The sequence below is a fragment of the uncultured Capnocytophaga sp. genome (assembly GCF_937936315.1).
Lineage (GTDB): Bacteria > Bacteroidota > Bacteroidia > Flavobacteriales > Flavobacteriaceae > Capnocytophaga.
In genome coordinates this window covers 74183-86278 of record NZ_CALGWU010000003.1, presented here as the reverse complement: position 1 = coordinate 86278, position 12096 = coordinate 74183, and the positions used below count along the sequence as shown (strand labels likewise).

At 38.7% G+C, this 12096-nt stretch carries 9 protein-coding genes; 5 read left to right on the top strand and 4 right to left on the bottom strand.

The annotated features are described in order from the left end of the window. Nucleotides 1–167: 167 nt before the first annotated feature. From Q0162_RS01050 to murF, 4 genes are all read left to right on the top strand, one after another. Entirely contained in the window at nucleotides 168–869 is a 702-nt protein-coding gene (locus tag Q0162_RS01050; protein ID WP_297887740.1) for a porin family protein, read from the top strand. Between the two features lie 397 nt (nucleotides 870–1266). Beyond that, nucleotides 1267–2301, top strand: coding sequence for an inorganic phosphate transporter (locus tag Q0162_RS01045; RefSeq protein ID WP_297887737.1), 1035 nt, complete (start codon nucleotides 1267–1269; stop codon nucleotides 2299–2301). A 201-nt stretch (nucleotides 2302–2502) separates the two neighbouring features. Then, on the top strand, nucleotides 2503–4173 hold the full coding sequence (gene gldJ / locus Q0162_RS01040; RefSeq protein ID WP_297887734.1) for a gliding motility lipoprotein GldJ: 1671 nt from the start codon (nucleotides 2503–2505) through the stop codon (nucleotides 4171–4173). A 201-nt stretch (nucleotides 4174–4374) separates the two neighbouring features. Next, nucleotides 4375–5709, top strand: coding sequence for a UDP-N-acetylmuramoyl-tripeptide--D-alanyl-D-alanine ligase (gene murF, locus Q0162_RS01035; RefSeq protein ID WP_297887731.1), 1335 nt, complete (start codon nucleotides 4375–4377; stop codon nucleotides 5707–5709). Nucleotides 5710–5823: 114 nt separating this feature from the next. Here the strand turns inward: murF and Q0162_RS01030 are convergent, their stop codons facing one another. Further along, nucleotides 5824–6924, bottom strand: coding sequence for a methyltransferase (locus Q0162_RS01030; protein WP_297887728.1), 1101 nt, complete (start codon nucleotides 6922–6924; stop codon nucleotides 5824–5826). 240 nt (nucleotides 6925–7164) lie between these two features. Between Q0162_RS01030 and Q0162_RS01025 the strand changes: the two genes are divergently transcribed. Beyond that, nucleotides 7165–9480 (top strand): outer membrane beta-barrel family protein, encoded by a 2316-nt coding sequence (locus Q0162_RS01025; protein ID WP_297887726.1) that lies wholly within the window; start codon nucleotides 7165–7167, stop codon nucleotides 9478–9480. Nucleotides 9481–9702: 222 nt separating this feature from the next. Here the strand turns inward: Q0162_RS01025 and Q0162_RS01020 are convergent, their stop codons facing one another. From Q0162_RS01020 to Q0162_RS01010, 3 genes are all read right to left on the bottom strand, one after another. Continuing rightward, nucleotides 9703–10440 carry a hypothetical protein gene (locus Q0162_RS01020; protein ID WP_297887723.1) on the bottom strand — a complete coding sequence of 246 codons (738 nt, stop codon included), beginning with the start codon at nucleotides 10438–10440 and terminating at the stop codon, nucleotides 9703–9705. A gap of 122 nt (nucleotides 10441–10562) precedes the next feature. Then, complete coding sequence (locus Q0162_RS01015; RefSeq protein ID WP_297887721.1) at nucleotides 10563–11300, bottom strand: hypothetical protein; 738 nt, start codon at nucleotides 11298–11300, stop codon at nucleotides 10563–10565. Nucleotides 11301–11557: 257 nt separating this feature from the next. After that, complete coding sequence (locus tag Q0162_RS01010) at nucleotides 11558–11902, bottom strand: hypothetical protein (protein WP_297887718.1); 345 nt, start codon at nucleotides 11900–11902, stop codon at nucleotides 11558–11560. Between the last annotated feature and the right edge of the window lie 194 nt (nucleotides 11903–12096).

The following is a 12096-nucleotide window of genomic DNA, read 5'->3' as shown; positions in this document are numbered from 1 at the left end:
TTACCTCTTACCTCTTACCTCTTACCTCTTACCTCTTACCTCTTACCTCTTACCTCTTACCTAAAAAAAACTTTTGTATACCTCAAATATTTGTCGTAATCTTGCCCCCGAAATAAACAATACACAGCTAACCATCAAATAGTAATAACCAAATAAATATAGAAGAAATGAAAAAACTTTTTATCATTGCAGCAATGGCTGTAGCGGGAATCACCACCGCCAACGCCCAAGAATTCAAAGTAGGAGCTAAAGCAGGACTCTTATTGTCTGACATTTCTAGCCTTAAGTACCCAACAGATGGATTGGGAGTTATAGGAACAGCCAAATATAATACTGCTATCAAACCCGGTTTCCACTTAGGTGCTTTTATTGAATACGGCTTCAACGAAAAAATATGGGTAGAAGCTGGTATTGACTATGCCTTCCAAGGCGCAAAATTAAAATCGTTTGTGTTTAATAACAGCTCTTTAACTACTAAAACAAATTTAAAAAGCAGTAGCGAATGGACTACCCAACAATTTAATATCCCTCTTTGGTTTAAATACGATTTCAACGGATTCCGCCCTAAAGTAGGGATCAACTTAGGATTCCTCACCAATATAAATCTTGATGTAAATATTGATAATCCTACAAATCCATCTAACCCTAATAACAAGGTTAGTTTCTCCCCTTCCCCTGATAATGCTTTTGACTTCGGTTTAGGCTTCGGCGCTGAGTACAACTTAAATTCCGGACTCTTCTTTGATGCTACCTTCAACTTAGGACTCTCTGAGTTATCTACTAAAAAATACTCTAAAGATCGTAATTTTTTACCTCCTGTAAATTTCAAAAACCGCGTATTCCAAATTGGTGTAGGCTACAAATTCTAAAACTAAACCACACAAGTAATAATGATAAAAAGCTCTCTAAACCCTTAGGCAGCTTTTTATATAACAATTCCTCCAAGATTCTTTAAAATCTCAGAACATATACAACTATCTAATTATCAGCTCTCAACAACCGTTTCTGTTGTTAAACTTTTGTTAAACCGTCAAATTATTTTGGTAGTTCAAAAAAACGCCGTACCTTTGCAGCGCAATGAGGGTGGTAGCTCATTGTAAAACTTCAAATAATAGTTTTCATAATTTAAAGTTTTGGTTGGTTAATGGAAAAGTCCGATAGTAATATCGGGCTTTTTTCTTTTTATAAACCGTTAATTGATAATTCTTAATTGGTAATTGATAATTATTTTGTACTTTTGCCACAAATTTTGGATGTGAAAGAAAAATGACTCCTATATACAACCAATTACTTATTCCCTTCCTCACCGCAATGGCTGTAGCTATTACTATGGGAGGTAGCGGCACCGCCCCTGCTTTCTCTGCTAGCTACGGCGCTAATGTGATTAGGAAGTCTATTATCCCAGGACTTTTTGGGATAATGGTGTTTGTAGGTGCTTTCGTAGCTGGCAAAAAAACAGCCAGCACTATGGGAAGCGGCATATTGCCTTCTGAGTATATGGATTTTACTGTCGTTTCTATCGCCCTATTTTCCATAGCTGTAACAATGCTCATTTCCAATATATCCGGCATTCCTCAATCCACTAGCCAAGCTGCCGTACTTGCCTTAGCCGCCCCAGCCCTCTATTTTAGCAAGTTAGATACCAATATCCTCTTTTTAGAAATTATCCCTGCTTGGTTCATCCTGCCCATTATCTCCTATTTCCTCAGTTTCTTCGCCGGAAAATACATCTACCAGCCTATGCGCCGGCGCGGACTCACCATTCAGCGCGCTCAAAATGAAAATAAACGCCATTTATGGGATATCGTACTAGTGATAATGGCTATATACGTATCTTTCGCTATTGGTTCTAACAACGTCGCCAACGCCGCAGGCCCCCTCTATACAATGACAATCAACGAGCTGCACATACGCGAAAGCGACCATATCGTAATTTTAATGCTCGCTACCTTAATCGTAGCCCCTTGTTTTGGAATTGGTGCCTCTCTTTTTGGGCATAAAATACTCAAAAACACTGGTAAGGAAATCATCCTCTTTGGCAAGTTTGAAGCCGTGATTATCGCCTTTATTTCGGGTAGTTTGTTACTACTCGCCTCAGTAGTAAAAGGTATCCCCACCTCCTTAGTACAAGTGAATGTAGCTGCTATTCTTGGGATAGGCGTTGCCAAAATGGGACATAAAAACATATTTAGCAAAACCCAAGTCAAGCGATTTTTCACAATGTGGATGATTGCTCCTGTTATATCTTTTTTACTCTCCCTACTGTTGATTTTTTTAGCAGATAAAGCCAATTTGCTCTAATAAAATACTTAAAGAATTGTTAAAAAACACGCTAAAACCTTTGTAAATGAGCAAAATGTAACCAAGTGGAAAAGATATACAAATAATTATAAATCAGCAACATAACAAAGAGTAAAAAATATTTTAATATTAATATAGCGTTAAAATGCTAAAACAAGTATACTATTTTGAAAAAAAGTAGTATCTTGCGCCCGAATTTTTATGCTAACAAGTGTTTTTACTATGAAAAGAAGTTTATTAAGAATCCCTATTTGCATAGCTCTTACAGGCTTATTGCTCACTAGCTGTGGAGGCAAAAAGTCTGATAGAAATGTATCAAGTGCAACAGGATGGAAAATCAACGCTAAAGAAGGCGGATTCCAATACAACACCGATTTCAAAGATCAAGAAACCGGCCCTGGACTTGTGCTTATCGAAGGTGGTACCTTTACTATGGGGCAAGTGCAAGATAACGTGATGCACGATTGGAACAACACTCCATCTCAACAACACGTACAATCCTTCTATATGGATGAAACTGAGGTAACCAACAAAATGTATATGGAGTACCTCGATTGGCTCAAACGTGTGTTCCCACCCGATCAAGAGCAATACCGCAATATATACATAGGTGCTCTCCCTGATACTTTGGTATGGAGAGGCCCTTTGAGCGCTAACGAAGCTATGGTGAACAACTACTTGCGTCACCCTGCTTATGCCGAGTATCCCGTAGTTGGGGTAAACTGGGTACAAGCTGTACAATTCAGCTCTTGGCGTACCGACCGCGTGAATGAGGCTATCCTCGAACGCGATGGATACCTCGCTCGTGATGCTCGTTACCAAGTAGATGCGCAAAGTACTTTCAGTACCGATACTTACCTCAACGCTCCTACCCAAACTTACGGCGGTAAAATCGCTGGCGAAATGGGTGGTAAAAATACCAATAAAGAAGGTGAACCTAGCTACGCTAAACAAACTAGCGGAGTATTATTACCTGAATACCGACTACCTACAGAAGTTGAATGGGAATATGCCGCTAAATCACTCAACGGTATCCGCGAATACAACTCTTTGCAAGGTAGAAAAAAATACCCTTGGAATAGCCAATACACACGCTCTACTAAACGTAGTACCCGTGGTGAACTATTAGCTAACTTCAAACAAGGTAAAGGTGACTACGGCGGATTAGCTGGTTGGTCTGACGATAAAGGTGATATCACTGTAGCTGTAAAAACTTACCCCCCTAACGACTTCGGTTTGTATGATATGGCTGGTAACGTTGCCGAATGGGTTGCCGATGTATATCGCCCTATCATAGATGATGAAAAATCCGACTTCAACTACTACCGCGGTAACGTTTATATGAAACACGCTATAGGTGAAGATGGTAAACAAATTGTCGTAACCCCTGAATCTATAAAATACGATACATTAGCTAACGGAAAAGTAATCGCTCGTAACCTCCCTGGCAACTTGGCTACAATCCCTGTAGACTCTAACGAAACTTACTTGCGTTATAACTTTACTCACGCCGATAACCGTAGTTACAACGATGGTGAAAAATCATCTACTCGTAACTTCCGTAACCAAGGTGGATTAGTTGAACCAGATGCTGAATACCGCAACAATATGTATAATGCTCCTCGTCCTAAAAAACCAGGAACTGAACTCAACGGTAAAGACTACGATACTTCTAATGACCGTACCTCACTCATTGACGACGAAGTTCGCGTATTCAAAGGTGGATCTTGGAGAGACCGCGCTTACTGGATTGACCCAGCTCAACGTCGATTCCTTCCTCAATATATCGCTACCGATTACATCGGATTCCGTAATGCAATGAGCCGTGTAGGTTCTAAATCTAAAAAGGATCACCGTACTCCTAAAGGATAAATTTTTAAAACTAATATAGAAAAAGTGCTGTAAATAGTAATGTTTGCAGCACTTTTTCTATTATACCTTTCTATATAATATCTACAAAGTCATATTGCTGTTACTACACTTTGCTAAAATTTTCTGCCTCTACAGCTCGCACTAACAAAAACTTTTGTACTTTTGCATCACAATTGTTAATTATCAATTGTCAATTATTCATTGATGAAAAATCTTTACCAAAAATTCCTCGCCTCTACAGGCGTCTCTACCGATACCCGCAATATTGCTAAAGGTAGTATTTATTTCGCACTGAAAGGTGCTTCGTTCAACGGAAATACCTTTGCTGCCGAAGCCCTCGAAAAAGGAGCTCAATATGCCGTAATCGATGAGGTTGCTTATCAAACTTCTGATAAAATGATCTTGGTTAGCGATGTGCTCACTACCTTGCAAGAACTCGCTACCTATCATCGCAACACCCTCAAAACTCTCGTGATAGGTATCACCGGTAGCAATGGCAAAACCACTACCAAAGAACTCATCAAATCTGTTTTATCACAACAGCTGAACGTAGTAGCCACTCAAGGCAACCTCAACAACAATATAGGGGTGCCACTCACCCTGCTCTCTATCAAACCCGAAACCGATATCGCTATTGTAGAAATGGGTGCTAATCACCCTGGTGAAATCGCTTTCCTCTGTAATATCGCTCAACCCGATTATGGCTATATCACTAGCATTGGCAAAGCGCATTTAGAGGGATTTGGCTCTTTTGAGGGCGTTATACAAACCAAAGGTGAACTCTACGACTACCTGAAAGCGCACCAAAAAACTATCATCGCTAATGCCGATAATCCTATTACCGAAGCCCTCTTAGCCGATTATCACAACGAGTATAGTTTCGGGGTAGGTAAAGGGGTGAATGTAGCCGTACAATGCGTGGGTACTCAACCCGTAACCATACAATTTGAAGATGCCTCTACACAAACTACCGAAGAAGGAGAAAGAGTTGTAATAGAAGGCTTTACCGATGCTCCTACTGTAGCAACTTCACATTTAGTAGGCAGTTACAATTTCACCAATATAGCCGCTGCAGTAGCTTTTGGCAAATTTTTTAAACTCTCTAACGAGGCTATAAAAAGAGGTATTGAAGCCTATATCCCGCAGAATAACCGCAGTCAGTTGATGCAATGGGGCAGTAATACCGTATTGCTCGATGCTTACAATGCGAACCCCAGCAGTATGGCAGCTGCTATCGATAACCTGCTTACAATGAGTGACGAGAAGAAGAAAGTACTCATCTTAGGGGATATGTTTGAATTAGGAAACTACGCTGCAGAAGAACATCAGCGTATAGTGGATAAACTTAAAAATTATGAGTGGGAAGGTGTATATTTGGTAGGTAGCAACTTTGCTAAAACCCAAAGCCCTTATCCACAATACGAAACTTTCGAGGCTTTTAAAGAGGTCTTCCCTACCCTATTGTTCAACAATTGCCTACTCCTTATCAAAGGCTCACGCGGAATGGCACTCGAACGCTTAATTCAGGTAAAATAGGTAACAAGTTATAACACTTTGTCAAAGTCCATAATAAAAACCTCCCCGTGCAGTTCAAATTGCAAGGGGAGGTTTTTTGTATCGCATTATTTATTATTCACTTTTCACTATTCACTATTCACTTTTTTTCTTCACTTGGAAAAGCGTGTGGCTATTGCCGCTGCCTAAGTTATCATAGATAGCACTTACTTCCAATCCGGCGCGCTCCACACAGCGTATCATATCACCAGAGTAGTACATCTTACTGTTGCCGTTTGCCATTGCGGTAAAATAAACGCTTATTTGGGTGAGGCAATACGCCCCTGTTTCGTGTTGTTGTCTATCCCAGTAGGCTTCGAGTATGTAAAGCGAGGTATGCTCATCCATTGCAGCTGCAGCACGACTGAGAATGCTCGTTACTTCATCTTCAGAAAAACAATCTAAAAACTGACTCATCCATATTGCATCAAATCCTTTAGGGAAAGGCACCGAGGCGTCTAAGAGGTTTGCAGGGTGTCCGGCAATGCGTTCAGCTCCTGCTTTGCCAGCGGTATTGGCTTTCATCAATCCTAATTGTTGAGGCAAATCCATAATGGTTACCTGCACATCGGGGTTGTACTCCACTGTTCTCAAGGCAAATCTACCGGTATTCCCGCCCACATCAAGCAGGGTTTTCACGGGTTGTTTGAAAACGATGTTCAAAGCATCATCAAACGAATAATCAGAATAATAATGATCGAAGGCGAACCATTTTTCTTGGGCTTTAGGAGGCAGTTGTGAAAGTCCCTCGTAGATAGTAGGCCAAGAGCCAAATACTTTTAATCCTGAAGGTTTGCCCTCGGTAAGAGCTTCTTCGAGGTGGAATAAGCCTTCATAGCACACCTCTTGTATAAACTCCATATTCACGCGTGTTGTTTTGTCGCGTAACAAAAACCAACCTGCTTTGGTGATAGAAAATCGGTCGTCGTTACTCACAATTACCGTACCTATAGAAAGAGAAGCCTCCAAAAGTATTTTCACCGCGTAGTCGCTCAGTTTTGTTTGCGTGGCAACTTCAGCCATCGTGAGACCATCAGGAGCATTGCATAACGCTTCCAAAACGCCAAATTTTACCATTAGTTGGGAGATTTGAAAAACAACAGGTCCAAAAGCGATTTCTTGAGCCAAACGCTGAGCCTCAAGGGCTGTTTTCTGTTCTTTAGTGTATTGTTTCTCTAATGCAGGAGTTAAATTCATAAAAGGGTAATGTGTTAATCAGAATCAAGTGGCAAAGATATAAAATAATTACGAATTACGAAGTACGAATGACGAAATATATAATAATGACGAGTTGCAAATGACGAGAGACGAATGACGAGGGACGGGAATAAATGATTAAAAGGTTTTTATTTTAAAAAGTTTTAAATTTACTTGCGTTTATAAAAAACTATATTTATATTTGCGGCGTAATTAACAATCAATTATCAAACTCAAAGTATGAAACGAATACTATTTTTAGTAATGGTACTCCTTCCTCTTGCCATTACTCACGCACAAAGCGCCTATAAAGGTACTTTACTAAACGAAAAAGGAGAACCTATCTTTGGTGCCAATGTTATCCAACTCACTCTCCCCGATTCTACAATGGTAAAAGGAGCCATTAGCGATGACAAAGGTCATTTTGAATTGCCCGACAACGCCCAAGGTAAGCCATCAGTGATTAAAATTACCCATTTGGAGTACAAAGAAAAAGTCCTTACCCCTTCTTTGGGCGATTTAGGAACCATTTCCTTACAAAAATCAGTAAATGAACTCGGTGAAGTAGTGGTTTCGGCGCATCGTCCTGTGATGAAACAACAAGGCACTGTAATTACTGCCGATGTAGCGGCTTCTTCATTAAAAAACATCCCTAAAGTAGACCTTTTGCTCTATTTCTTACCTGGGGTATCAATGTCGTATACCTCTTATGGCGTAGAAGTATTTGGCAAAGGAAAACCCTTGTTCTACATCAACAACAAGCGAGTGCGAGATATGAACGATGTATATCGCCTTTCCCCTAAGGAAATAGACCGCATTAGCTTGGAAACGCAACCAGGTGCTGAATACGACAACAGCGTGGGGGCGGTGATTCACATTTTTCTCAAAAAGAAACAAGGCGACGGTCTCAGCGGTGGTGTGAGTGTGGAAAGTCAGTTTAAAAAAGGACAAGAAGGCTTTGTGGATGCTCACCTAAACTACCGTTCAGGTAACACAGATGTTTTCTTCTCAACACGCGCCAATGTCAACCACAATATCAAACGCGAAAACGATCAAGAATTGAATGTGCATACCCAAGCCAACAATTGGCAAGTGCGCACCGATGAAATAGTGAAAGATAACACCCGAAATTTCTATGCTAAAACAGGTTTCTCTCACGAAATCAACGATAAACATTCATTGGGGGCAAGTGTGTGGATGACTACAAGTCCGCTATCGGGGCGTAATGTTACCGAGCAAAACACAGCTACTTACCGCAATGGAACTCTTACCCAACAAGGATTGAACACTTTCGACCGCCTCAACAAGGATACACGCCTCAATGCCAATGTGTATTACGATGGCAAACTCTCCGATAAACTCAAGTTGCAAACCGATGTGTTCTATAGGGGCGCATTCTCTAATTATCGTTCTGATATTGTAGAGCGCAATCTCACCACACCTTCTCAGCGCAATATCAATACCCATTCGGATGCGCAATCACACTTGTGGACGATGAAAACCAATCTCACACAGCGAGTAGGTAAAGGCTTGTTAGGTTATGGTGTGGAAGCCAGCACCCTATCGCGCTACGACAATTATAAAGACAATATCAGTACTCCTACCGATATTGACAACAAGGAAACGCAATCGGCTGCTTTTGCGAGTTATTCGTTCCCTTGGCTTAAAGCCAAATGGAAAATAGGAGCGCGCTATGAATATACTGATTTTGGTTATTTTGAAAACGATGTGAAGAACGATGCTAAAAGCCGTAGTTACAAGCACTTGCTCCCTAATATTTCGGTAGCATTCCCTTGGCATAAAACCGAATGGTCGTTTAGCTATGCCAAAAAAATCACTCGCCCTGCCTTTTATGAACTTTCCGACCGTTTTACGTATGAAACTCCTTTTCTCTACAATCGTGGTAATACCGATTTGCAACCACGCCTAAGTGATGATTTTTCACTCTTGCTTACTTATCAAATTGTTTCTCTATCAGTAGATTATTCATTGGTACACAATGGTTTTTTTGAAGATTACCAATTGTCACATACCCTGCCTAATGTAGTAGAGCGCTACATTCACAATTTTGGTGACTACCAAAGATTGAGATTAGAACTTTCGGCTTATTACCAAATAGGGCGTTGGGTACCCAAACTCAATTTGATGTACGGCAAACAGTTTGCTAATGGCGTTTTTGAGAATAACCAAGCCGTCTTTGGAGCTGATTTGATGAACCAATTTAGCCTAAGTGATAATGCCAATCTCTTTTTGATGATGATGTATCGCAGTAAAGGAAGTAAGGATACTGTTTATGGTTACAAACCAATGTCGATGGTAGTTTTGATGTTTTCACATTCTTTCCTCAACAAATCATTGGAAGTGTATGGAGGTGTAATGGATGCTTTTAACCAAATGGGAACTTATGACAGATTTCAAAATCCTTATGTTACTAATGATAAGCATTTTGATAACAATATACGTTCATTTCGCATTGGGTTAGAGTACAATTTCAATGCTACTCAAAGCAAATACAAAGGTCAACAAGCCGATGGAGACCAGAAAAACAGGATGTAATTATTTACTACAGGAGGCTGTCTTAAAAATTTTTCTTGAGGGGGCGTTTGCAAAACGCCCGTACACAACATACTCTAAAAGTGATTGGTAATCAGAGTAATCAACTTTGCCAAAGGTCGTAGCACGACGAGCAACTAAAACTTTGGCAAAGTGTAGTGACGCAAAAGCGATTTTGAGACTTTTCGGACAGCCTTCAAACCGCAAAAGCGATACTATTTTGCTCTACATCATAAAATTGGAATATTCTACTGATTTTAGCCCCTTAACTTCTTTTGTTTTAGGGTCGCGTATAAATTCAAAACCTATAAAGATATTGTCGTAGGCTTTATCGGCGCCCCAATGGGGGATGATTTCTTTGATTTGCTCTTCTTTGAGTTCAAAAACTATAGTAGGGGTTCCCATTAAATTACCAAAATTATCGCCATAAATAGAATCTAAAATTTCTGAAAGCTCTTTAGGAGTCGTATCTTTATGGATAGGGTGCCCCTCTACTAACATATACCCATCTATTACAGGCATTTGTTTTACAGCGCGAGCCTTAGAATCATTAAAATCCTCAGTGTAATAGCGATTCCCTTCAAAAAAAGGACGAAAGTAGATGAAAATCCGGTCGATATAACCTATAAATCTACCTTTTTTATCTTTAACTTCTCCTAAAGAAGTTCTTGCCCAAAAAGGTTTATTATCATAAACAAATTCATATCCTCCCTTATAAATAGGCTTTTCAAAAACATCAAAGAAGTTAGCAATGGTATCTAACTTTAGCAATTGATCATTATAATATATTTTATACCCTTTGATCTCAAAGCGGTGTTTTTGTTTTTTAAAGGCTTTAATAGCTTCTTTTTCTGTAATAGCTTTGGGCGTAGTGGTGGTGTCAGTGTGTTTGTTTTTAGGTGTTTGCCCGTTGCAAGCAAAGACTACAAGGGCGGTTGCGAGAATAATTAATACTTTTTTCATTTTAGGCATTTCTTTTTTCTGGTTCTAATGTTTATTTATAGTCCTACCCCTCCACATACTCGCTTTCGCGACTTTCTTTCCGAAAGAAGGGGGGCAAACCGCAAAAGCAATACTATTTTGTTTTACATCATAAAATTAGAATAACTTACCCTTTTCAAGCCTTTAACTTCTTTTGTTTTAGGGTCACGTATAAAATCAAAACCTATAAAAATATTGTAGTAGGCTTTATCGGCACCCCAATGAGGGATGATTTCTTTGATTTGCTCTTCTTTGAGTTCAAAAACTATGGTAGGGGTTCCCATTAAATTAGTAAAATTATCGCCATAGATAGAATCTAAAATTTCTGAAAGCTCTTTAGGAGTCGTATCTTTATGGATAGGGTGCCCCTCTACTAACATATACCCATCTATTACAGGCATTTGTTTTACAGCGCGAGCCTTAGAATCATTAAAATCCTCAGTGTAATAGCGATTCCCTTCAAAAAAAGGACGAAAGTAGATGAAAATCCGGTCGATATAACCTATAAATCTACCTTTTTTATCTTTAACTTCTCCTAAAGAAGTTCTTGCCCAAAAAGGTTTATTATCATAAACAAATTCATATCCTCCCTTATAAATAGGCTTTTCAAAAACATCAAAGAAGTTAGCAATGGTATCTAACTTTAGCAATTGATCATTATAATATATTTTATACCCTTTGATCTCAAAGCGGTGTTTTTGTTTTTTAAAGGCTTTAATAGCTTCTTTTTCTGTAATAGCTTTGGGCGTAGTGGTGGTGTCAGTGTGTTTGTTTTTAGGTGTTTGCCCGTTGCAAGCAAAGACTACAAGGGCGGTTGCGAGAATAATTAATACTTTTTTCATTTTAGGCATTTCTTTTATTGGGTTCTAATGTTTATTTATAGTCCTACCCCTAGTTGAAGGTGTCCGAATAGATTTGTTTTTAGAGGCGTTTGCAAAACGCCCGTACATAACATTCTCTAAAAGTGATTGATAGGCAGGTTTATAGACTTTATTAAAAGAGCGATCCGCAAGAGCAATTAAGGATTTTGACAAAGTGTAGAGATAAGAATAGGTTTTTCTGCAAATATAGAACTAAAAAGCAAAAAATCAATACTTTTCTATTCTTCTTCTCTTCTATAATTTAAACAATCACAAGGAAAATTTTTTATATAGTAATCACTCTGAAAATTACAATCTTTCAAATTTATTGTATATTCTCCTTTTTGAAAATGAACTCTTTTAATCCCCATAATAAGATGATATGGTATAGGCTCTATGTAAATTTTCATAGTATCTTTTTTATAAATCAAAGTATTTTGTCCTTGTGATAATCCATTATTTTCTCTTCCCTTTTTATCAGAGAAGTATTTTATACCATTTTCAAATCTTTGTAGATAAATCTCTTTGTTTTCTCTATAGAACTTATCCACACTCAAACCTTCCCAAAGAGGCTGAGCATTCATATAATTATAACTGCATAAACATAGGAAAATGATAGATAATAATCTCATAAATAATATGTACAATACGCATTTTTTCATTTCACTAAATAGAATGCTACACATTTTCGGACAAATGTATAAAAAACACTAAAACTTCCTAATTTTGTTAATTCATAAAATATTCGTACATTTGCACTTATAAACATCTAAACAAT

Excerpts from the sequence above, each read along its gene's own strand:
- Q0162_RS01030 (WP_297887728.1), bottom strand. The coding sequence starts at position 6,924 with ATGAATTTAACTCCTGCATTAGAGAAACAATACACTAAAGAACAGAAA.
- Q0162_RS01045 (WP_297887737.1), top strand. The coding sequence starts at position 1,267 with ATGACTCCTATATACAACCAATTACTTATTCCCTTCCTCACCGCAATG.
- Q0162_RS01020 (WP_297887723.1), bottom strand. The coding sequence starts at position 10,440 with ATGAAAAAAGTATTAATTATTCTCGCAACCGCCCTTGTAGTCTTTGCT.
- Q0162_RS01025 (WP_297887726.1), top strand. The coding sequence starts at position 7,165 with ATGAAACGAATACTATTTTTAGTAATGGTACTCCTTCCTCTTGCCATT.
- Q0162_RS01010 (WP_297887718.1), bottom strand. The coding sequence starts at position 11,902 with ATGAATGCTCAGCCTCTTTGGGAAGGTTTGAGTGTGGATAAGTTCTAT.
- gldJ (WP_297887734.1), top strand. The coding sequence starts at position 2,503 with ATGCTAACAAGTGTTTTTACTATGAAAAGAAGTTTATTAAGAATCCCT.
- Q0162_RS01015 (WP_297887721.1), bottom strand. The coding sequence starts at position 11,300 with ATGAAAAAAGTATTAATTATTCTCGCAACCGCCCTTGTAGTCTTTGCT.
- Q0162_RS01050 (WP_297887740.1), top strand. The coding sequence starts at position 168 with ATGAAAAAACTTTTTATCATTGCAGCAATGGCTGTAGCGGGAATCACC.